The sequence below is a fragment of the Phyllobacterium sp. UNC302MFCol5.2 genome (assembly GCF_000686005.1).
GTDB classification, from domain to species: domain Bacteria; phylum Pseudomonadota; class Alphaproteobacteria; order Rhizobiales; family Rhizobiaceae; genus Phyllobacterium; species Phyllobacterium pellucidum.
The window spans coordinates 1-21533 of the sequence record NZ_JMLL01000011.1; the positions used below are offsets into that span (position 1 = coordinate 1).

24 protein-coding genes and 3 tRNA genes are annotated in these 21533 nt (G+C 58.8%); 12 read left to right on the plus strand and 15 right to left on the minus strand.

Features of this window, described 5'->3' with window-relative positions:
* Positions 1–3: 3 nt before the first annotated feature.
* The 3 genes from tuf to BR48_RS0111260 all read right to left on the minus strand — a co-directional run bounded on the left by tuf (position 4) and on the right by BR48_RS0111260 (position 1598).
* Positions 4–1179 (minus strand): elongation factor Tu, encoded by a 1176-nt coding sequence (gene tuf / locus BR48_RS0111250; protein ID WP_027231390.1) that lies wholly within the window; start codon positions 1177–1179, stop codon positions 4–6.
* Positions 1180–1414: 235 nt separating this feature from the next.
* Positions 1415–1488 (minus strand) — tRNA-Gly (locus BR48_RS0111255).
* A gap of 25 nt (positions 1489–1513) precedes the next feature.
* Positions 1514–1598: transfer RNA gene (locus BR48_RS0111260), tRNA-Tyr, on the minus strand.
* 242 nt (positions 1599–1840) lie between these two features.
* Here BR48_RS0111260 and rlmB point away from each other — a divergent pair.
* From rlmB to BR48_RS0111275, 3 genes are all read left to right on the plus strand, one after another.
* Entirely contained in the window at positions 1841–2704 is an 864-nt protein-coding gene (gene rlmB / locus BR48_RS0111265; RefSeq protein ID WP_027231391.1) for a 23S rRNA (guanosine(2251)-2'-O)-methyltransferase RlmB, read from the plus strand.
* A 91-nt stretch (positions 2705–2795) separates the two neighbouring features.
* Positions 2796–3377 carry a cytochrome b gene (locus BR48_RS0111270; RefSeq protein ID WP_027231392.1) on the plus strand — a complete coding sequence of 194 codons (582 nt, stop codon included), beginning with the start codon at positions 2796–2798 and terminating at the stop codon, positions 3375–3377.
* Between the two features lie 14 nt (positions 3378–3391).
* Positions 3392–3985: a YceI family protein gene (locus tag BR48_RS0111275; RefSeq protein ID WP_091921615.1), complete on the plus strand. Its 594-nt coding sequence runs from the start codon at positions 3392–3394 to the stop codon at positions 3983–3985.
* 18 nt (positions 3986–4003) lie between these two features.
* On the opposite strand, the gene BR48_RS0111280 is transcribed toward BR48_RS0111275, so the two are convergent.
* Positions 4004–5653, minus strand: a complete 1650-nt coding sequence (locus BR48_RS0111280) for an FAD-binding dehydrogenase (protein WP_027231394.1) — start codon at positions 5651–5653, stop codon at positions 4004–4006.
* 477 nt (positions 5654–6130) lie between these two features.
* On the opposite strand from BR48_RS0111280, the gene BR48_RS24385 reads away from it, so the two are divergent.
* The 4 genes from BR48_RS24385 (at position 6131) to BR48_RS26535 (ending at position 8091) form a co-directional block, all read left to right on the plus strand.
* Positions 6131–6874, plus strand: a complete 744-nt coding sequence (locus BR48_RS24385) for a LuxR family transcriptional regulator (RefSeq protein ID WP_155810863.1) — start codon at positions 6131–6133, stop codon at positions 6872–6874.
* Between the two features lie 81 nt (positions 6875–6955).
* Positions 6956–7618: an acyl-homoserine-lactone synthase gene (locus tag BR48_RS24390; RefSeq protein WP_081815854.1), complete on the plus strand. Its 663-nt coding sequence runs from the start codon at positions 6956–6958 to the stop codon at positions 7616–7618.
* Complete coding sequence (locus tag BR48_RS24395) at positions 7615–7818, plus strand: hypothetical protein (protein WP_036814254.1); 204 nt, start codon at positions 7615–7617, stop codon at positions 7816–7818. Before BR48_RS24390 ends, BR48_RS24395 begins: the two co-directional genes overlap by 4 nt.
* Positions 7819–7902: 84 nt before the next feature.
* The gene (locus BR48_RS26535; RefSeq protein WP_027231395.1) at positions 7903–8091 is read left to right on the plus strand and encodes a hypothetical protein; all 189 of its coding nucleotides are present in this window, start codon (positions 7903–7905) and stop codon (positions 8089–8091) included.
* 28 nt (positions 8092–8119) lie between these two features.
* Here BR48_RS26535 and BR48_RS0111305 read toward each other — a convergent pair whose 3' ends face one another.
* Together BR48_RS0111305 and BR48_RS0111310 are read right to left on the minus strand one after the other, a co-directional pair.
* A complete protein-coding gene (locus tag BR48_RS0111305) occupies positions 8120–8467 on the minus strand; it encodes a response regulator (RefSeq protein WP_027231396.1) in 348 nt (115 codons plus the stop codon).
* Positions 8468–8503: 36 nt separating this feature from the next.
* Positions 8504–10123, minus strand: coding sequence for an ATP-binding protein (locus BR48_RS0111310; RefSeq protein WP_027231397.1), 1620 nt, complete (start codon positions 10121–10123; stop codon positions 8504–8506).
* 233 nt (positions 10124–10356) lie between these two features.
* On the opposite strand from BR48_RS0111310, the gene blaOXA reads away from it, so the two are divergent.
* A complete protein-coding gene (gene blaOXA, locus BR48_RS0111315; protein WP_051614880.1) occupies positions 10357–11172 on the plus strand; it encodes a class D beta-lactamase in 816 nt (271 codons plus the stop codon).
* 38 nt (positions 11173–11210) lie between these two features.
* Here the strand turns inward: blaOXA and BR48_RS0111320 are convergent, their stop codons facing one another.
* The 3 genes from BR48_RS0111320 to BR48_RS0111330 form a co-directional block, all read right to left on the minus strand.
* Positions 11211–12329 carry an NADH:flavin oxidoreductase/NADH oxidase gene (locus tag BR48_RS0111320; RefSeq protein WP_027231399.1) on the minus strand — a complete coding sequence of 373 codons (1119 nt, stop codon included), beginning with the start codon at positions 12327–12329 and terminating at the stop codon, positions 11211–11213.
* 175 nt (positions 12330–12504) lie between these two features.
* Positions 12505–12882 carry a DUF6632 domain-containing protein gene (locus tag BR48_RS0111325; protein ID WP_027231400.1) on the minus strand — a complete coding sequence of 126 codons (378 nt, stop codon included), beginning with the start codon at positions 12880–12882 and terminating at the stop codon, positions 12505–12507.
* 75 nt (positions 12883–12957) lie between these two features.
* Positions 12958–13033: transfer RNA gene (locus BR48_RS0111330), tRNA-Thr, on the minus strand.
* Between the two features lie 228 nt (positions 13034–13261).
* Here BR48_RS0111330 and BR48_RS0111335 point away from each other — a divergent pair.
* From BR48_RS0111335 to BR48_RS0111345, 3 genes are all read left to right on the plus strand, one after another.
* Positions 13262–14035 carry an NAD kinase gene (locus BR48_RS0111335; RefSeq protein WP_027231401.1) on the plus strand — a complete coding sequence of 258 codons (774 nt, stop codon included), beginning with the start codon at positions 13262–13264 and terminating at the stop codon, positions 14033–14035.
* Positions 14036–14224: 189 nt separating this feature from the next.
* The gene (locus BR48_RS0111340) at positions 14225–15730 is read left to right on the plus strand and encodes a DEAD/DEAH box helicase (RefSeq protein WP_027231402.1); all 1506 of its coding nucleotides are present in this window, start codon (positions 14225–14227) and stop codon (positions 15728–15730) included.
* Between the two features lie 79 nt (positions 15731–15809).
* Positions 15810–16217 carry an NUDIX domain-containing protein gene (locus BR48_RS0111345; RefSeq protein ID WP_027231403.1) on the plus strand — a complete coding sequence of 136 codons (408 nt, stop codon included), beginning with the start codon at positions 15810–15812 and terminating at the stop codon, positions 16215–16217.
* A 19-nt stretch (positions 16218–16236) separates the two neighbouring features.
* On the opposite strand, the gene BR48_RS0111350 is transcribed toward BR48_RS0111345, so the two are convergent.
* A complete protein-coding gene (locus BR48_RS0111350; RefSeq protein WP_027231404.1) occupies positions 16237–16554 on the minus strand; it encodes a TfoX/Sxy family protein in 318 nt (105 codons plus the stop codon).
* A gap of 57 nt (positions 16555–16611) precedes the next feature.
* The gene (gene sufA / locus BR48_RS0111355) at positions 16612–16986 is read right to left on the minus strand and encodes a Fe-S cluster assembly scaffold SufA (protein WP_027231405.1); all 375 of its coding nucleotides are present in this window, start codon (positions 16984–16986) and stop codon (positions 16612–16614) included.
* A 118-nt stretch (positions 16987–17104) separates the two neighbouring features.
* On the opposite strand from sufA, the gene BR48_RS0111360 reads away from it, so the two are divergent.
* Positions 17105–17680: a hypothetical protein gene (locus BR48_RS0111360; RefSeq protein WP_027231406.1), complete on the plus strand. Its 576-nt coding sequence runs from the start codon at positions 17105–17107 to the stop codon at positions 17678–17680.
* Positions 17681–17743: 63 nt separating this feature from the next.
* Here BR48_RS0111360 and BR48_RS0111365 read toward each other — a convergent pair whose 3' ends face one another.
* The 4 genes from BR48_RS0111365 to sufC are packed head-to-tail and all read right to left on the minus strand — an operon-like array spanning position 17744 to position 21483.
* Positions 17744–18154: an SUF system Fe-S cluster assembly protein gene (locus BR48_RS0111365; RefSeq protein WP_027231407.1), complete on the minus strand. Its 411-nt coding sequence runs from the start codon at positions 18152–18154 to the stop codon at positions 17744–17746.
* Between the two features lie 5 nt (positions 18155–18159).
* A complete protein-coding gene (locus tag BR48_RS0111370; protein ID WP_027231408.1) occupies positions 18160–19401 on the minus strand; it encodes a cysteine desulfurase in 1242 nt (413 codons plus the stop codon).
* Positions 19402–19444: 43 nt separating this feature from the next.
* Positions 19445–20716: a Fe-S cluster assembly protein SufD gene (gene sufD / locus BR48_RS0111375; protein WP_027231409.1), complete on the minus strand. Its 1272-nt coding sequence runs from the start codon at positions 20714–20716 to the stop codon at positions 19445–19447.
* 11 nt (positions 20717–20727) lie between these two features.
* A complete protein-coding gene (gene sufC / locus BR48_RS0111380; RefSeq protein ID WP_027231410.1) occupies positions 20728–21483 on the minus strand; it encodes a Fe-S cluster assembly ATPase SufC in 756 nt (251 codons plus the stop codon).
* Positions 21484–21533: the final 50 nt, after the last annotated feature.

Here is a 21533-nt window from a genome sequence, read left to right on the forward strand (position 1 = left end):
ATTTTACTCAATGATCGACGAGACGATGCCGGCACCAACGGTGCGGCCGCCTTCACGGATAGCGAAGCGGAGCTTCTCTTCCATGGCGATCGGCACGATCAGCGTCACATCGACTGCGATGTTGTCGCCGGGCATGACCATTTCCGTGCCTTCCGGCAGCGTCACAACACCCGTCACGTCGGTCGTGCGGAAGTAGAACTGCGGACGGTAGTTGGAGAAGAACGGCGTATGACGGCCACCTTCGTCCTTGGTCAGGATATAGGCTTCCGCCTTGAACTTGGTGTGCGGCTTCACGGAACCGGGCTTGGCCAGAATCTGGCCGCGCTCGACGTCCTCACGGCCAACGCCGCGGATCAGTGCACCGATGTTGTCGCCGGCCTGGCCCTGGTCGAGCAGCTTGCGGAACATTTCAACGCCCGTCACCGTCGTCTTCGAGGTCGGACGGATGCCGATGATCTCGACTTCCTCGCCCACCTTGACGATACCGCGCTCGACGCGACCCGTCACAACCGTGCCGCGGCCCGAGATCGAGAACACGTCTTCGATCGGCATCAGGAACGGCTGGTCGATCGGACGCTCCGGCGTCGGAATGTACTTGTCGACTTCCGCCATCAGCGCGCGAACCGCGTCTTCGCCGATTTCCTTGTTGCTGTCTTCAAGCGCGGCAAGCGCCGAACCCTTGACGATCGGAATGTCGTCGCCCGGGAAGTCGTACTTCGACAGAAGCTCGCGCACTTCGAGTTCGACGAGCTCGAGGAGCTCGGCGTCATCAACCTGGTCGACCTTGTTCAGGAACACGACGATCGCCGGAACGCCAACCTGACGGGCCAAGAGGATGTGCTCGCGGGTCTGCGGCATCGGGCCGTCGGCAGCCGAAACGACGAGGATCGCGCCGTCCATCTGCGCCGCGCCAGTGATCATGTTCTTCACATAGTCGGCGTGGCCGGGGCAATCGACGTGGGCATAGTGACGGTTGGCCGTCTCGTACTCGACGTGCGCCGTCGAGATCGTGATGCCGCGCGCCTTTTCTTCCGGCGCTGCGTCGATCTGGTCGTACGCCTTGTACTCACCAAAATACTTCGTAATCGCTGCCGTCAACGACGTCTTGCCATGGTCAACGTGACCAATCGTGCCAATGTTGACGTGCGGCTTGTTACGTTCAAACTTGCTCTTAGCCATAGCTGTCGTTCTCTCGTCATCACAACCGGCCTTGCGCCGGTACCATGTTTGTAGCTCAGACGAGACAGCAAGCCGTCCGTCAGCACATTCACCCGCTCAATCGCAGGGCGATCGACCGGGTTCTGTCCAAGCTTGCTCGTTCATATGGAAAACACATGAGCGAAGTACAATGCTCAAGACAAAAATCGAAGAGCACCTCTGCGCGTTTTCACGCACATGTGGTGCCCCCTGAAACTGGAGCGGGTAGCGGGAATCGAACCCGCATATTCAGCTTGGAAGGCTGCTGCTCTACCACTGAGCTATACCCGCACATCATGGTGTTGGTCCCGGCGGATGGTGGAGGGGGTTGGATTCGAACCAACGTAGGCCAAGCCAACGGATTTACAGTCCGTCCCCTTTAACCACTCGGGCACCCCTCCGGTCATCGCCGATGGAACCACACCATAAGCACTCTCTCAAGCAGCCTGCCTGCGTTTGCCCTGGCCGCTGCTTGCGGAGGGCCTTATGCCGACTAGCCTACGTGGTGTCAACAGGTCACGGCAGAAAATGAATGGCTTGTTGAAACAAGCTGAAGAAATCTGCCTATCATGCCAGCAATGCCCGCGATTTTTTGCCGAGATGTCTGTATCGCACCCCTTGTCAAAAGGGTATATGTCCGGACATGACCGAGCAAAAACCATCCCGAACGCCCAAAGATTCCCACTATGCGACGCTGCGTCGACAGTTTCGCGACCAGAAGGCAGGCGGCGCGCCGCAGCCACAGCGCAGCCGGCGTCCCGCGGCGGAAGGCTCGCAAGCGCCTGAGGGCCTGGTGCGGCTCTATGGGCTGCACACGGTGCGCGCGGCGCTCGACAATCCCGCCCGGCAGATCAAGCGCATGCTCGTTACGAAGAACGCTCTGGATCGCCTCGAGATCGGCGATTCGTCCGCGCTGCCTTTCGACGTCGAAATCGTCGATCCGCGCGCCATCAACCGCGAGACTGGCTCTGAGGCGGTGCACCAGGGCGTGATGATCGAGGCGAAGCCGCTCAAGGCACAATCCTTGAAAGCGCTGCAGGAGAGTTCGCTCCTGTTGATTCTCGACCAGGTGACCGATCCGCACAATGTCGGCGCGATCATGCGCTCTGCCGTTGCTTTCGGGGCCGGCGCCATCATTACGACCGCGCGTCACAGCCCGCAGGAATCCGGCGTCCTCGCCAAGGCAGCGTCGGGAGCGCTGGAACTCATTCCGCATATCGAGGTCCGCAATCTTGCGGAAGCGATTGGCGAGTTGCACGAACTCGGTTTCACCACGATCGGGCTCGATTCGGAAGGTCCGCTTGAACTCGAACGAACAATGCAGCAGGGTCGAATTGCCCTTGTTCTCGGCGCAGAGGGCAAGGGGCTGAGGCAAAAGACGCGCGAGACGGTAACCCACCTCGCCCGGCTGGATATGCCGGGCGCGATCAAGTCGCTCAACGTTTCCAATGCGGCCGCGATCTCTCTATACGCCGCGCAGCGCTTCCTTGCCGGCGATTCCGCTTAGATAAAAAGCCGCATTCGAATATAATCCGCGTCAGCAGTGTTCATCCTGCTCCAGTCGTCCCAATAGCGGAGGGCTGGAATGGAGCACGCCCATGCTGCGCAACAGCAAAGAATCATTTGGCCTGATATCGATCCTGTTTCACTGGATTATCGGCCTCGTCTTCATCGGTCAGATCGCTCTCGGCTATCTGATGGTGCGGGTGAGCGATTTTACCCTTCAATTCAATCTCTACCAGTGGCACAAATCCTTCGGTTTCCTGGTTCTCGGACTTTCAATCCTCCGTCTGCTGTGGAAATCGGCCAATCTGCGTCCCCGTGATCCCGCAACGCTGAGCCCGCTGGAGCGCGTGGCCGCACATGGTGCACACGTCATTCTCTATCTGAGCCTCTTCGTCGTGCCGCTCACCGGCTGGGCGATAGCCTCGAGTTCGCCCCTGCGGATACCGACGTTCATGTTCGATCTCGTCGTTATCCCATCCTTGCCAATTGCGATTTCGGATAGCGCCGAGGCGTTCTGGTCGGCGAGCCATGCCTGGCTTGCCTACCTCTCGGCGGCCGTTGCCATGCTGCATATTCTCGCGGCGCTCCACCATCACTTCTGGAAGAGGGACACAATCTTGCTGCGCATGCTGGCTTCAGGGGCCGTGCGAAACGGCGGCCGGCACGCAACATGACAGGATCAACAATCATGGAAACGAAACATGCGATTCTATCGGCGATCTCCGGCGCAAGCATTGCCGCGATCGTCGCCCTCACTCCAACGTTCGTGACGGCCGACACGCTCTCCGACGTTGCCGGACGCTACCGTATTCAGCCCTCCTCACGCGTGGGCTTTACGGTTTCGCAGGTTGGCGGCGGCGGCATCACCGGCGATTTCAAGAAATTCTCGGGCGTCTTTGCCTTGAACAGTTCCGATATAAAGCGATCCGAGATCGACTTCACGTTGTATCCGGAGAGCGTTTCGACCGGCGAGGCCCGGGTCGAAAGCTTCCTCAAATCCGACGCGGTATTCGATTCGGCAAATTTCCCGACCATCACCTTCAAATCGACACAGATCACCCAGACCAGTTCCGATACCGCCCAGATATCGGGGATCCTGACGGCGCGCGGCAAAAGCAGTCCGGCGAATTTCCAGGCAAGTCTCGCCGATCACGGCAAGAACACCATCACCTTCCACGTGCAGGGCAAGCTGCTACGGTCGCGCTATGGCATGGATGTCGGTACGCCGATTTATTCGAACGTCGTTCAGTTCGACATGACGATACGCGGACAGCGTTCCTGACAGAACGAAACGCGCTCGTTACACCGCCTTTGCCGCGGCCCGGCCGGCGGTGCGGCCGGAAAAGATGCAGCCGCCGAGGAAGGTCCCTTCGAGCGAATTGTAGCCATGCATTCCACCGCCGCCAAAGCCTGCTGCCTCGCCAGCGGCATAGACGCCTGCGAGTACCTCGCCATCCGCCTTGAGCGCTCTCGCGCCAAGATCGGTCTCGATGCCGCCAAGCGATTTGCGGGTGAGGATATTAAGCCGCACCGCAATCAGCGGACCATGCTTCGGGTCGAGGATCTTGTGCGGCGGCACCACGCGCACGAGGCGATCGCCGATATAGTTGCGCGCGCCCCGTATTGCCGTGATTTGCACGTCTTTCGTGAAGGGATTGTCAACCTCGCGGTCGCGCGCTTCGATCTCGCCGCGCAGTTTTGCTTCATCGATGAGATTGTCGCCGGTCAGGGCGTTCATCCGGCGCACCAGATTGCCAAGATCTTTCTCGACAATGAAATCCTCGCCATTGTCGAGGAAGGCCTGGACCGGCGCCGGCACGCCTCCAAGCGCCCGTTTCAACACCTGCCGCCAGCTCTTGGAGGTGAAATCAGGGTTCTGCTCCGACCCCGACAGCGTAAATTCCTTCTTGACGATCGTATGATTGAGGACGAACCAGGAATAGTCGAAACCGCTTTTCATGATGTGGTCGAGCGTCGACAACGTATCGAAACCGGGCAGGCACGGAGCCGGCAGGCGACTGCCTTCGGCATCGAACCATAGCGAAGAAGGGCCGGGCAATATCCGGATGGCATGGTTGGTCCAGATCGGGTCCCAATTGTGCACGCCTTCCACGTAGTGCCACATACGGTCGCTGTTGATCAGGTGAGCGCCGGCGCGCTCGGCAATCCCGAGCATAAGCCCGTCGACATGGTCGGGCACGCCGCTGATAAGGTGTTTTGGCGTGCCGAGGCGCCTTGGCCAATTACGGCGCACCAGATGATGATTACCGCCTATGCCGCCGCTCGCAACGATCACCGCCTGCGCCTTTAACGAAAACGATGTCGAGACCGCGCGCGAACTCGGCTCGCTGCGCTTCACCTCGCTGGGCACGAGCACTTCGCCCTCGACGCCATCGATCGTTCCGGCGCTCGACGACAGCGACGTCACCCGGTGCCTGAAGCGAAAGGACACTAGCCCGCTGCGCTCTGCTTCGCGCGCCCGGCGGATGAAAGGTTCGACGACGCCGAGGCCGGTGCCCCAGGTGATGTGAAAGCGCGGCACGGAATTGCCGTGACCCGTGGCGAGTGACCCGCCCCGCTCCGCCCAGCCCACGATCGGAAACCAGCGCATGCCCTGGGCGTGCAGCCACGAACGTTTTTCGCCGGCAGCAAAATCGATATAGGCTTCGGCCCACTGTCGGGGCCAATGGTCGTCCCGGCGGTCGAAACCGGCAGAGCCCAGCCAATCCTGCAGTGCCAGTTCTCTCGAATCCTTGATGCGCAGCCGACGCTGTTCCGGCGAATTGACGAAAAAGAGACCGCCGAACGAGCGCCAGGCCTGACCGCCAAGTGTTTGTTCCGGTTCCTGATCGACGATGATGACGCGCTTGCCGGCATCGGCCAACTCGGTTGCGGCCACCAAACCTGCGAGCCCCGCCCCGATTACGATGACATCCGCATCATGCGCCATACTGATCTCCCCAAGGGCAAACGGGACCCGATTCGGATCGCATCGAAGCGGCTTGCACCTAATTTTGCCCCATGCAACCCAAACAAACTATTTATGTGGAGCGAGACGGCGTAAACCCTCCCCCAACCTTTTCCACTTATGCTATACTGCAATGGAACTTTTGGCCTCCGATCTAGTTAGGATGATATGAGCACAATTGTTGACTACCTACTCCCATGTTTGGTGTCATTCGCCCTCACTTACGGGATGCTCTACTTTGTCAGTACCGGACGTCCGCGCCAGCGCTAGCGGGGTTCCACGTTTTCATACCAACGAAACGTATGTCTGCCGTTGCATTCCAGGATGACGCGACGTCGCGCTCGGGTCACGCACCGCTTCTGCTCCCATTTTCACGCGCGTCTTAGACTATCGTTCAATACAGTTTGCCATAAACGAACTGTATTAAAGGTGGCGCAGGCGAATGAAGGATAAGAGCGCGTGACCTCCGCTACAGCGCATTCTATGAACCTCGATCCAAACTTCCTCAATCTGATCGAGGAGGCAACGTCGGTTCGCCATCACCCGCAGGTCCACGAATTGATCGGCCGCCTCGCGACAAGCTACGAGCTGAGTTCCGTTGCCTATGTCGGCGTCAATCTTCCCGGGCCCGCTGGCGGAAATCGCTATGTCTCCACGACATTTTTGCCGGATTGGATCAATCGCTATAACGATCAGAACTACTGGCAGCTGGACCCGGTCCTGAAGCAAGGCTTCTCATCCATACTGCCTATCGATTGGGGTAAGTTCGACGTGACCAGGCCGCCATTGCGCCGTTTCTTCGGCGAAGCAGTGGAGTTCGGCGTCGGAAGGCACGGGCTCAGCTTTCCGGTCCGTGGCAGATATGGCGAAAAAGCTCTGCTCTCTGTTTCCAGCAATATGCCGCTCGGAAAATGGATCCGCTTCATGCCGTTCTGGACCCGCGATTTCCAGATCCTCGCTTTTCACATTCACCAGATGGTCCTTCGCGCCGAAGGCCACCGCGACCCAAAGATAAAACTGTCGCCACGCGAGCTGGAGTGCCTGAAATGGTCGGCCGCCGGAAAGTCTGCAGGTGAAATCGGGACCATTCTTTCCTTGAGTGAAAAAACGGTGCGCTTCTATCAAGATCTTGCCCGGCGCAAGCTTGATGCAAAAAACCTTACCCACGCTGTCGCCAAGCTCTATTCGCTCGATTTACTCTGACGATCAAAATACCCGAGTTCTCCAGTATGGCGCGGCCTTTGCCGTCGTCTAGACTGGCGCCGTATTAACGGGGTATTTCCCATGATTTATGTGATTGGCGCCGATGACTATATTTCGCACAACCATTTCCTCGACCAGATGTTTCGCCTTCGCGCCAGAGTATTCAAGGACCGCTTGAACTGGGATGTGCAAGTGCAGAACGGTCGCGAGATCGATCGGTTCGACACATTTGATCCGCTCTACCTGACCTCGGTCAATGAACAGACCGGAAGGCTGCAGGGATCGCTTCGGTTGCTGCCAACCACAGGCCCAAACATGTTGCGTGACGTGTTCGGCGCGCTGCTGCCCGATGGCGCATTCATCGAAAGCCCGCTTATTTGGGAAAGCTCCCGCTTCTGCATCGACCCTGACCTGGCCGCCCCGCTCGACGGCCGGCTGAACAGCGTCACGACCGAGCTCTTTTGCGGTGTTGTTGAGGTCGGTCTCTTCGCCGGACTCGACACTGTGGTTTCGGTCTACGACGCCCGCATGGCGCGCATTTTTCGGCGCGCCAACTGGGCACCGCGTTCCGTCGGCGTCCCTACCTACTTTGGCGGCATCCTCACTCATGCCGGCATGTTCGAGATTTCGGACATCGCCCGCAAACGTCTGGGCAAAGCTGGTGATCGTCCCGACCCGGTGATCATGCAACTCAATCCCTCGCCCGCCCTCTTCCTCAATGCACAGATGAGCAACCACCAATGAAGGCCACGCGTAAAGAAAGTCTCGAATATATTGCCTCTTTGCTTCAGGAACTGGCGGATCTCGCCAAAGATCAGAAACTGCCGTTCCTCTCGTACCTGATAGAAATGGCCTTCATCGAGGTTAGCGACCTGGCGAAGCAGCAAGTGTCTGGAAAGAGCAAAACGCAATCAAATCACCTCAACGGTTCCGAACCCCACTAAGGCGTATTCGACCAATTGCCAAGAGCGCCGAAGCGCGCAATGTGCTTAGTTGTGAGCCATGCAAGCTGCAACTCGGGGGCACATATGGCAACGGCCAGCAATGAAAATTTTGAACGACTTGAGGTGGCTAACAAAATCAGGGAGGAGCTCGAGCGATTGAGAACGATCGCGGCAGCCGACGGCTGGTCGTCAGTCGTGACGCTCATTTCAATTGCGTTGGCGGAGGCCGAATTGCAGGTTGCGAGTTCGAGCCACTTGCTAACCCAAACATAACGGATTTAAAATCGCCGACTTGCGATTTCTAGAACGCGGCCAAAATACCTTCCAACTCATTGAATTGGTAGGGTTTGCGCAGCAGCGGCCGATCGGCAAATTCCGGTGCGATATCTTCAAGCGAAAAACCGGATGAAAATGCAAAGGGAATGCCCTTCTCGGCAAGCAAGCTGGCGATGGGAAATGAGTTTTCACCTTGCAGCGAGACGTCGAGGATCGCAGCTTCATATGAACCCGTTTCAACAAGGCTTATGCCTTCGCTTAAGGTAGAAGCAACGTCCGGCACTTCAAAGCCCAGATCTTCCAGCATCTCCTGGATCATCATGGCGAGCAGACCTTCGTCCTCGACAACGAGAATTCTTGCCCCTTTGTTCACCGTCTAACTTTCCCCACTGTCACGATACCACTATTCTTATCCAAGAACGTCTTTCAGTTTCAACGCCAGTTGATCGATCGTGAACGGTTTTGGCAGCAAATTGACGCCATGGTCAAGGACGCCATTGTGAACGATTGCGTTACGGGTATAGCCGGTCGTGAACAACACTTTTACCTCCGGCCGTTTCTGCCGCACCATATCCGCCAGTTGTCGGCCGTTGGTTTCAGGTAGCACGATATCCGTGAACAGAAGGTCGATATGCGGCAGCAACTCGATTTGCTGCAGGGCCTCTTTCGGCGTGCTCGCCTGGACCACGGTATAGCCTAACTCACGCAGGGCATCGACCGTCATGTGCCGGACCTGCTCCTCATCCTCCACCACGAGGACGATTCTGGTACCGTCGACAAGGGGCAGCGCCGTTTCCAGCGCATCTCCCGGCGCCGCGACATCCGCTTCGCCGTGATGGCGTGGGAGGTAGATTTTTACCGTCGTGCCACGATCGATTTCGGAATAGATTTTGATGTGTCCGCCAGTCTGCTTGATATAGCCGTAGACCTGGCTGAGGCCGAGACCAGTCCCTTTCCCGGCGCCCTTCGTCGTGTAGAATGGATCGAACGCCCGCTCGATGACCTCCTTGGACATGCCGGTACCGGTATCGGTGATGCTGAGCATCACATATTGGCCAGGCTTGACCTCGTCATGTAGCCGCGCGTAGCGATCATCAAGTTCTGCGTTGGCCGTTTCGATGGTCAGTTTGCCGCCACCGGGCATGGCGTCGCGCGCATTGATACAAAGGTTGATGATCGCGTTTTCCAACTGGCCGATATCCGCATGGGCCTTCCAAAGGCCGCCCGCCAGCACGGTCTCGATCTGGATATGCTCCCCGATCGTGCGGCGCAGCAGCTCGGACATGCCACCAACGAGCTTGTTGCCGTCGACGGTCTCGGGCTTCAACGGCTGCTGGCGCGAGAATGCCAGGAGGCGGGCCGTCAAGGTCGCGGCGCGTTGGGCCCCTTCCTTGGCGTTCTGGATCGATTTTGCCAGGCGCGGATCCTCGGAGCCCGTGAGCCGGCGCGTCGCCATGTCGAGGCTGCCGATAATGATCGCCAGCATATTGTTGAAATCGTGAGCGACGCCGCCAGTCAGTTGGCCGATCGATTCCATCTTCTGTAGCTGCCGGACTTTTTCCTGTGCCGCGACGCGCTCGTCCATTTCCGATCGCAGCTGGGCGGTGCGGCGCTCCACTTTCGACTCCAGCGTCTTAGCGGCATCCTCCAATTGCTTCTGCAGAACCATCTGCTGCGCATGGGCAGCCGTAACCCGCTCCATCAGCGCAACGATGATCAACCCGTTGCAGAGAAAGCCGATAAGTGCTGCCCATTGATCCGTGGTTTCCGGCAGGACGGAGTACACCGGATCGACAAAGAAATATTGCGCCAGGAACGCCGAAAGCGCCGTTGCAAGAACCCCCGGGCCCCATCGGCCGAGCAGGCTCGCAAGGAGAATCGCCGGATAGAAAAGCAGAAAATTGATGCCGCCGACATAAAGCCCGAGCCAGGCTCTGCAAACGAGCGAAACGGTAACGAGCACGATCGCAGTTGCGTAGCCGAGCCACGGACGCAGACGAATCGGATCGGTCGCAAGAAGCAAATTCATTTTTTGCAGATGCCCGGAAATATTCCCGGCCCCCATATTATACTAAGGATTGAAATGACACATGATTTGCCGCCCCGCAATAGGGCTGGTCGCGCTGGTAAAACTTACCTGAAAGCCGAACTTGGGCAGGGTCTACACCCCAGCAGATCGTGGTGGTAACTTATATGCAATGTCCGATGGTTAGCTTGGCATCTTGCACCCGGACCGAATAATCGAAAACAGCGGAGAATATTTTGCAGAAGCTCAATCTCGCAGGGCTCGCCCTTCTGGCGCTCGGCTTTCAGACTGGCGTGTCGCAGGCGAAGGCCATCTGCACGATCGTTGCCAATGCATCAAATGGCAAAATCCTCGTGGAAAACGGCGATTGCCAAAGCCGGGTGACGCCAGCGTCAACATTCAAGATCGCCCTGAGCGTCATGGGTTATGATTCCGGATTTCTCAAGGATGCCCACACGCCAAGGCTGCCGTTTCGAGAAGGCTATCCGGATTGGCAAGGCGAGGACTGGAGACAACCGACCGATCCGACGCGCTGGATGAAATACTCCGTGGTCTGGTACTCGCAGCAAATCACGCAGGCGCTCGGCGTCGAGCGGCTGCGTCAATATGCGACCACCTTCGGCTACGGCAATGCTGATTTTTCCGGCGATCCGGGCAAGAACAATGCGCTCGAGCGGGCGTGGATCAGTTCCTCACTGAAAATCTCGCCGCTGGAACAGGTGCGCTTTCTCGAAAAGATCGCAAACCAGAAATTGCCAGTAAACCCGCGCGCCTATGAGATGACCAACAGGATCGTTGAAAGCAGCGAGGTGCCGGGCGGCTGGACCATTTCCGGCAAGACGGGAGGCGCCTACCCGCGCAAACCTGATGGCGCGTTCGACAGAAGCCGCGGCCTCGGCTGGTATGTCGGCTGGGCACGCAAAGGCGACGACACGCTGGTGTTCGCGCGGCTCACGCGGGACGAAAGTCGGCAAGCGACCTCGCCGGGGATACGTGCCCGCGCTGCATTCCTGAAGGAGTGGCCGGCGCTAGCCGATAATTTGAAGCGTTGAGACGGGACGTACCGCCCCACCCCACCCGCTATTCGCCGCTATTTCTGGGCAGCGTTTCCGGCGAACAGGGTGCGGTACTGCCGCGGCTGCGACCGCAGATACTGGCTTGGTGCGGAAACCGTCTCGCCAAAATGTGCCGCCGCATGCCATGGCCAGCGCGGATCATAGAGCGCCGCCCTGGCAATCGCGATGAGGTCGGCATCACCGGTCACAAGGATCGCTTCGGCCTGTTCGAACTCGGTGATGAGGCCGACTGCGATGACCGGCATATGCGTCGCGGCCTTGACGGCTCGCGCAAATGGCACCTGGTAATTGGGACCAATTGCGATCTCCTGGTTGAATGCGAGCCCGCCGCTCGAAACGTGGATGGCATCGCAGCCACGCTCCTCGAGGGCATGGGCGAAGGCGACCGTCTCTTCGATATTCCAGCCGCCCTCGGCCCAATCTGTTGCCGACACGCGCATCGTGACTGGCTTCCCCGCCGGAAAGGCAGCACGGACTGTCTCGAAGATTTCGAGCGGAAAGCGCATGCGGTTTTCGAGCGACCCGCCATAGGCGTCGGTCCGTCTGTTGGAAAGCGGCGACAGAAACTGATGCAGGAGATAGCCATGCGCGCCGTGGATCTGCACCGCCGCAAGGTCGAGCCGCGCCGCGCGCGCCGTGGCGTCGGCAAACGCCTTGCGCAATCGCGCCAGTCCGTCGCTGTCAAGCGCTGTCGGAACGTCGTAGCTGTCCTTGAAGGGAATGGCGCTTGGTGCAACGGTCTTCCAGCCGTTGGCATTGTCCGGCGGCAACTGGCTGCCGCCCTTCCACGGCAATTCGCTCGAAGCCTTGCGGCCAGCGTGACCAAGCTGAATGCCGATAGGCATGTCCGACCAGCGGCGAATGCCATCGAGGACGCGGCGCATCGCCGCTTCGCAGGCATCGTCATAAAGGCCGACATCGCCGTAGGAGATGCGACCCTCCGGCGTAACGGCGGTCGCCTCGATCGTCAGGAAGCCCGCGCCGGAATTGGCAAGGGTGCCGAGATGGATGAGGTGCCAATCGCTCATCTGCCCGTCTTGCGCGGAGTATTGGCACATCGGCGCAATGACGATGCGGTTGCTGAGACTTAAATCGCCGATCGACACGGGCGAAAAGAGCTTGGTTCCACTCATAGGACCTCCGAAAACCGCTTTATGTTCGAATGGCTTTGCCGCCACATGGTAGCGTAGTCCGGCACGGCTGGTAATGCACTTTTCGAACGCAGATAGTTCGATGATGTGCTGCAGAAGACCGGTCGCAGCTCGGCGGCACAGAGACGACCATGCGAGACTTCGTTCTCTAGCGCTCCTATCCTCCGCCGCCGGAATAGGACAATCCACCGAGCACCGCGGCGACCAACAATAGCGCCGGCACGTCGCCGAGCATATGACCGGAATGCGCACCGGGGCTGTAGGATTGGATCGCCATGATCAGCGCGTGCACGACACTCGACCAGATTGTAAAGTCGATGAGCGACCGATGTGCCATAGGGTTTCGCGCCGCTCGAACCAGAAATATTCCAAGCGTCGCATAGATGCCCACGATCATCATGAAATAGTGCGAAGCGGTCGGCGGGCCGTCATGCCACGCCCACCCTGAAGGCCAGATAATCGCAAGCGGATAGAGGAGGCAAAATGCGACACCGAACACGACCAGAGCAATCTGCAGAATTTTCAGACGTGACATGGGGCGCTGCTTTGTTCAGGGGAAACGGCACAGTTTCGCGCTGCGGATGCTGTAAGACGTCCTGACAAGTTTTAATGGTGCCCCCGGAGAGACTCGAACTCCCGACCCTCTGATTACAAATCAGATGCTCTACCAACTGAGCTACAAGGGCAGCGGCGTCCGCTTAGCATAAAGCTCGTTCCTGTAAAATTAAAAAATCGGCGGTGAAGCGATTTCGTCAACTTTTTTAGGCGCCGGCGGTTTTGCCAGATCGGCCCTGCCGTGCTACGCGGATAGCCGCGTGTCATAGGATCTGCTGGTTGGAGCGAGGGTGAGATCGCGAACACCTTGCCAGTTAAACAGCGCGCAATGAGGATCGACCGAGGATGAGCAGGCGGAAATGAACCGAAAAATCGAAACATTTGCCTTCGTTTCCTCAGGGACGCCCGATTCCGACGAGGCGATAAGCGAGCTTGCCCGGATCTATGGCCAGACCGAAGCGCGCAACGCCGACGTCATCGTTGCGCTTGGCGGCGACGGTTTCATGCTCGCCACGCTGCAGAACTACATGAACCAGGGCAAGATGATCTACGGCATGAACCGCGGTTCGGTCGGCTTTCTCATGAACGAGTATAAGGAAGAGGGCCTGAAGGAGCGGATCGAGGCCGCACAAGCCGAAACCATCCGCCCACTCAAAATGGTGACGGAGACGGCGGATGGCGAGAACTTCACAGCCTTTGCCCTCAATGAGGTGTCGCTGCTGCGCCAATCCTACCAGGCGGCCAAGATCCGGATCAGCGTCGATGGGCAGGTGCGGCTTGAGGAACTAATCTGCGACGGCGTCATGGTTGCGACGCCCGCCGGCTCGACTGCCTATAATCTCTCGGCCCAGGGGCCGATCATCCCGCTCGATGCGCGCCTTCTGGCGCTCACGCCTGTCTCGGCCTTCCGCCCGCGACGCTGGCGCGGCGCCCTTCTCCCAAATCGTGTGACCGTGCGCTTCGATATCCTCGAACCCGAAAAGCGCCCGGTCAACGCTGTCGCGGATCATACGGAAGTAAAGTCCGTCCTGTCGGTCACGGTTGAAGAAGCTTTGCAGATGCGCGCGACCATTCTGTTTGACAAGAACCATTCCTGGAACGAGCGAATTCTCAAGGAACAGTTCCTTTATTGACAACATTGGAATAAATTCGCGCACAATTGTAACAAACTCTTAAATGTGACCTGCGCCAAGAGTTGACTTTTGCTCCCCTGCGCCGTAACGCCATTCAAGCAAAACGCTGTGCAATTCCAAGACCAAGGCAATCCTGGTCGGATTATGGACAGGCGCAGCACCGACTGCAGATAGAAAGTTAAACCTCCGTTGACCACCTTTGCCGATCTGGGCCTTTCACCCAAAGTGCTCAATGCTGTAGAAGCAGCAGGATATACAATTCCGACACCGATCCAGGCTGGCGCTATTCCGCATGCGCTGCAGCGTAAGGACGTGCTCGGCATCGCTCAGACCGGAACGGGCAAAACCGCTTCCTTCGTGTTGCCGATGCTGACCCTGCTCGAACAGGGCCGCGCCCGCGCCCGCATGCCACGCACGCTTATTCTCGAACCGACGCGCGAACTCGCGGCGCAGGTCGAGGAGAACTTCGTCAAGTACGGCAAGAACCACCGGCTGAATGTTGCCCTGCTCATTGGCGGTGTTTCGTTCGACGATCAGTTGCGCAAGCTTGAGCGCGGGGCTGACGTGTTGATCGCAACGCCGGGCCGCCTGCTCGACCATTTCGAACGTGGCAAGCTGCTGCTCAGCGCCGTCGACATTCTCGTCATCGACGAGGCCGACCGCATGCTCGACATGGGCTTCATTCCCGATATTGAACGCATCTGCAAGTTGATCCCGTTCACCCGGCAGACGCTGTTCTTCTCGGCGACGATGCCGCCGGAAATCACCAAGCTCACCGAACAGTTCCTGCATTCGCCGGCCCGCGTCGAAGTCGCGAAGGCAGCGACCACGGCCAAGACCGTCGAGCAGAAGCTGGTGAAGTCCGGCAAGAAGGATTGGGAAAAGCGCGCCGTACTGCGCGACCTGATCCGCGCTGAAGACGAAGGCCTCAAGAATGCGATCATCTTCTGCAATCGCAAGAAGGATGTGTCGGAGCTCTTCCGCTCGCTCGTCAAGCATGAGTTCGATGCCGGTGCGCTGCATGGCGACATGGATCAGCGCGCCCGAACGACGATGCTTGCGAACTTCAAGGACGGCAAGCTGAAGATTCTCGTGGCCTCCGACGTCGCCGCCCGCGGCCTCGATATTCCGGATGTCAGCCACGTGTTCAACTTCGACGTGCCGATCCACTCGGAAGACTATGTACACCGTATCGGGCGCACGGGCCGCGCCGGACGTTCGGGCAAGGCCTTTACCCTGGTGACGCCCGCTGACGTAAAGCACCTTTCATCGATTGAAAAGCTGATCGGCGAAGATATCAGCTGGCTCGACGGCGACCTCTCCACCCTGCCTGTTTCGACGGAACCCGAAGAGGCGCCACGCCGCGGCCGCCGCAAGGCCGAACCCAAGCGCCGGCCACGCAACGAAGGCCGCGAGCGCGAACGGCCCCAGTCGGAAATCGATATTCTCGCCGCTGCCGACAAGGCAAAGGACGCCGAAGAAGCGCCAGTCGTGGCCGAGGTCGCCGTAGCGCCGCGCAACGCCGACAAGCCGCACAGGGCAGCCATCAAGGCCGACAATGAACAGCGCCGCGGCAAGCCTTCACAAGCCGAGCCGCGCCGTGATCATCGGCGCGAACGCGACGACCTGGGCTCGGCACCGGTCGGCTTCGGCGACGAAATCCCCGCATTCATGCTGATCGACACCAAAATCTGAACCCAGGCAGTCTTGTCGAATCCCATGCCCGTGAGCAAAGCTCAGGACCGGGATTCGGTTCAGAAAGAAGGGGCTTCTCGTGCACACTCCGGGCGTCGGTTGCGGCATGGTCTTTTTGGATCGCGGCCGCATTCTCCTTCTGCAACGCAAGAAAAGCCCCGAGGCCGGAGCCTGGGGCATTCCCGGCGGCAAAGTGGATTTCCTCGAAACCGCCGAACAGGCCATACGACGCGAAGCTCTTGAGGAGACCGGTCTTGAAGCCGGAATTGTCAGCCTGCTGGGCTTGAGCGAACAGCTCTTCCACGAAGAGCAACAGCATTGGCTCGGCATCCTGTATCTCGCAAGAACCTATAGCGGCGAGGCCCGGCTGCTCGAGCCTGAAAAGCACGGCGGCATTGCCTGGTTTCCGCTCGGAGAGCTGCCGGAAAAGGTGACGACGCCGACGCTCCATGCCATCGACCTGCTGCGCGACCGGGCGGTCGTTTAGATAAATCCTGCCTCGGTATCTATTTCTTGGTGCGCAAGGATGCCTCATAGGCGCGCCGTGCCCACTCCGCCATCATATCGGGATCGTCTATCGCCTCGTCCGGGATCGACCAGTAGGGCATGTCGACGGACTTGTTCTTGCCGCTATAGCACCATTGCCGGCAGCCGGCGGCACGGAACGCCGGTGCCGAAACTGTATCAGCCTTGAGCAGAATCTCGTCATCCACTTCAAGCGCGATGATCAAGCCATTGAAATAGATGCCTTTGCCCCCGAACATCCGCTTGATGGTGACGGGTCCGAGACCGGAGAAAAGATCGTGAATCGCATCATTGTCCATGCACGAACTATTGCAGGACAAGCGCGGCGCGTCACGCCCGATTTGACAGGAGTAATCTTAAGACGCGGCAGCAGCCAGCGCCTCCGGCTTTGCCGGCGTCAACTCTACTGATTCGCCGCACCCACAGGCCGAAGTCTGGTTGGGATTGTTGAACACAAAGCCCGTGCGCAGCGTCGTCACTTCGAAATCCATCTGTGTGCCAAGAAGATAAAGCACGGCTTCCGGCGCTACATAGACCTTAACGCCGTCCTTCTCGACGACATCGTCAGCCGGCTTTGCCTCGGTAACGAGATCGATCATGTATTCCATCCCCGCGCAGCCGCCCTTCTTGATGCCGACACGAATTCCGAGCGCATTCTCGCGCGTCGCGACAATCTCGCGGACGCGGTTAGCTGCAGCATCAGTCAACGTCATGACAGAAAAACGACCCATTTCTCATCTCTCTTCTTTGAGATCGCGGAACGATCACACAATACCATAGTTAATGTTACATAACCGTCACCGCAAGTGTTCAAACTGTCCCGGCCAACGATTGAGAGGCGGAGAGCCCATGAACCATCGCAAACTTCTCTACTGCAGCATCGCATTCGCCTTCCTCGCGCCGGCCTTCGCCTCAGCGCAGGAAACGAAGCAGCCGGAAAAAACGCAGGATCAGGGGCAACCTCCGGCAAAACCCGCCGAACCCGCCGCCGAAGCGCAAAACCAGACCCCGCCCGAATATCTCGACAATCGCAGCACGCCGGAAACTCTGGTCCGATCCTACTACAATGCCATCAACCGGCAGGAATACGCCCGCGCCTACAGCTATTATGCTCCAGACAATCCGCCCAAGCCTTTTGCCGAGTTTCAGAAGGGCTATGAGAGCACGGCCTCGGTAAAAGTACTCTTCGGCAAGGCGGAGGGAGAAGGCGCCGCGGGTTCCGCCTATTGGAGCAAGCCTGTTGCCATCGAATCGACCGGCAAGGATGGCAAGATGGAAGTCTTCAACGGCTGCTATCGTTTACGGCTTGCCAATCCGGCCATCCAGGGCGTGCCCTACCTCCCTATGTCGATCCTCGACGGAACGCTGGAGAAATCCGACAAGTCGCTCGAAGAAAGCGTTCCTGAGGGCTGCGAGGCGCCCTGACCAATTCATCGGACGGAGCCGAAGCCCGAGGGCTTGCGGCAAGCTATCCAAACAGGGAACGGATTAATACCAGCCGACCGCAACCTGTGCCTCTTCCGACATGCGGTCGGGCGTCCACGGCGGATCGAAGGTCATCGTTACATCGACGAAGCTAACGCCTTCTACGGCGCTGACTGCATCCTGCACCCATCCCGGCATTTCTCCGGCTACGGGGCAGCCCGGCGCCGTCAGCGTCATCTCGATCTTGACCGAGCGATCATCTTCGATATCGACCTTGTAGACGAGCCCGAGTTCATAGATATCGGCGGGAATTTCCGGATCATAGACGGTTTTCAGCGCACTGATAATGTCATCCGTCATCCGCGCCAGTTCATCGGCGGGAATAGCGGACGCCGACGCCGTGCCAACCGGCGTATGTACCGGATCGGCTGCAACCGTATCCTGCTTTTCAAGCGTTTCGACTTTATCGGCCATTATCATCACCCAAAGAATTTCCGCGCTTTCTCCAGCGCATCGGCAAGAACATCGATCTCGTTTCGCGTATTATACATGGCAAATGAGGCACGGCATGTCGACGTTACGCCAAAGCGCTTCAGAAGCGGCTGCGCACAATGCGTACCGGCACGCACCGCGACGCCGGCCCTGTCGATCACCATCGACACGTCATGGGCGTGAATGCCTTCGAGCTCGAATGAAATGATCGCGCCCTTGCCCTTTGCGTCGCCGAAAATGCGCAGCGAATTGATCTGCCGCAGACGCTCGTGGGCATAGTCGCGCAGATCTTCTTCATGCGCCAGAATGGTGCCGCGGCCGATCTTCTCGACATATTCGATCGCCGCACCAAGGCCGATCGCCTGGGCGATCGGCGGCGTACCCGCTTCGAACCGATGCGGTGGATGGTTGTAGGTGACGATGTCTTCCGTCACCTCTTCGATCATCTCGCCGCCGCCCTGGAAGGGCCGCATCGCTTCAAGCTTTTCCTTGCGCCCGTACAGAACACCGATGCCGGACGGCCCGTAAATCTTGTGCCCGGTGAAAATGTACCAGTCGCATCCAAGCTCCTGCACATCGACGGGCAGGTGAACCGCACCCTGGCTGCCATCGACCAGCACTGGAATGCCGCGTGCGTGGGCGATACGGACGATATCCTTGATCGGCGTCACCGTGCCGAGCACGTTCGACATATGCGTGATAGCGACGAGTTTGGTGCGCTCCGTCAGCCGCTTCTCGAATTCCTCGATGTGAAACGCGCCTTGATCGTCGACCGGTACCCAGACGAGCTTGGCGCCCTGGCGCTCGCGAATGAAATGCCACGGCACAATGTTGGAATGATGCTCCATGATCGACAGCACGATTTCGTCGCCCTCGCCGATATTCGGCATGCCATAGCCATAGGCGACGGTGTTGATTGCCTCCGTCGCCGACTTGGTGAAGACGATCTCGTCAACGGAAGCCGCATTCAGAAAGCGCCGGACATTTTCGCGCGCCTTTTCGTAGGCATCGGTCGCAGCATTTGAAAGGAAATGCAGGCCGCGATGCACATTGGCGTACTCGTTGGAATAGGTATGCGTGATCGCGTCGATGACAGCCTGTGGCTTCTGCGCCGATGCACCATTGTCGAGGTAGACAAGCGGCTTGCCATAGACTTCGCGCGACAGGATGGGGAAATCGCGACGGATCGCCTCTACGTCGTAGCTGCTCGGAATGATCTTGGAGTCCATGATAGCCGCGTTACCCCGTTTTCCAGTTGACTTGGACGACCGCTCAGACGTGAGCGGCCAACCACTTGTCGAGGATGCCTTCCAGCGCTTCGACCAATTCTTCGTCTTTAAGCTCTTCGACGACCTCGGCCACGAATGCCTTGATCAGCAGCCCGCGTGCCTCGCTTTCGGGAATGCCGCGTGCCTGCAGATAAAAGAGATGGTTTCCGTCGATTTCGGCAACCGTCGCGCCATGACCGCACGCAACGTCGTCGGCAAAAATCTCAAGTTCCGGCTTGGCGTCGAATTCGCCGTCGTCGGAAAGCAGGAGCGTGTTGCAGGCCATGCGCGCATCGGTCTTCTGGGCGATCTTGTTGACCTTGATCTGGCCCTGAAAGACGCCGCGCGCCCGGTCGGTCACGACATTGCGGACGATTTCCACCGACGTCGTGTTCTCGACGAGGTGGCCGAGCGTCATCGTCACATCCGTATGGCTGTCTCCGCCGAGGAGATTGACGCCACGTAGCTGGAAGTCGCCGCCCTCGCCCTGGGCAAGCACGTGCACTTCCTGGCGAACGAGCTTGCCGCCGGCATTGACGACATAGAGGTTGAGCTTGGCGTTCTTGCCGATGGTCGCAATGAACTGGGCGAGCTGGGTCGACTGTTCGCCATGCTCGCGCAGGATGATCCAGGTAATTTCGCAATCGTCAGCGATAGTGACATTGCTGATGCTCGTCGAGAAACCGTCGCCCTCGCCGCCTGCCTGGCGCTCGATGACCGTAGCCTTGGCGCCCTTGCCGAATTTGACCGGAAACCGCACGTGGCCCTGGCCGCGCATCTGAATGTTCTGGAGTTCGAGCGGCGTACCGAGTTCGATGCCTTCGGCAACCGACACAGCCCAGCCATCGGTAACATAGGCTGCGTTAATCTGGCCGATCGTGTCATCGCCATCACGGATGGCAAGGTCGCCAATGACCGATCCCTCCGACAGCTTCTCGCTGAACTTCTGGAATTCGACGCCATCAACTCTGGGTGCAACCAGGCTGACGCCGTTCGAAACCGCGGCAATGGCAGAGCCGGAGATAATCGGCAGCAATGCATTGGTGCCAGCAGCGCTGTCATAGGGCGCAACGCTGCGCAGCAGCGTCCGCAAATCGGTATAGTGCCAGGCTTCGACACGGCGCGAGGGCAGGCCCTGCTCCTTCAGCGCCTCAATGGCATTGTCGCGGGCGCTGGAGATTTCGCCATCGCCCGGCAGTTCGCCCATCCGGTCGACAAAGGCGTCGACCAGCGCGGCTTCCGCGGCCGTGGGCTGGCGTCTTGCGTGAACATTCATCATGACGCTCCTCAGGCTGCCTCGCCGATAATATCGGCGTAGCCGTTTTCTTCGAGGTGCAGGGCAAGTTCCTTGCCCCCCGACTTGATGACCTGCCCCTTGTAGAGGACATGCACCGTGTCCGGAACGATATAGTCGAGCAGGCGCTGGTAGTGCGTGATGACGATTACTGCCCGATCCGGCGAACGCAGCGCGTTGACGCCGTCGGCAACGATCTTCAGGGCATCGATATCGAGACCGGAATCCGTCTCATCGAGCACGCAAAGCTTGGGCTCGAGCAGTTTCATCTGCAGGATTTCGGCGCGCTTCTTTTCGCCGCCGGAAAAACCGACATTGAGTGGACGCTTGAGCATGCCGATGTCCATGTCGAGCGACGCCGCTGCGGTCTTGACGCGGCCGAGGAACTCCGGGATTTTCAGCGGTTCTTCGCCGCGCGCCTTGCGCTGCGAATTCATCGCCACCTTGAGGAATTCCATCGTGGCTACGCCCGGTATCTCCATAGGATACTGGAATGCGAGGAAAATTCCCTTTGCCGCACGCTCGGACGGGTCGAGATCGAGGATCGACTCTCCATTGTAGAGGATGTCGCCTTCCGTCACCTCATAGTCCTCGCGGCCAGCAAGAATATAGGAGAGTGTAGACTTGCCCGAGCCATTGGGGCCCATGATGGCGGCAACTTCGCCGGCCTTGACCGTGAGGTTCAGGCCCCGGATGATCTCGGTGCCATCTTCGGCTATGCGTGCGTGCAGGTTTCTGATTTCCAGCATTTCATAGTTCCTTCGTATTCCAGCGGGACCAGCAAACAGGCGATCCTCCG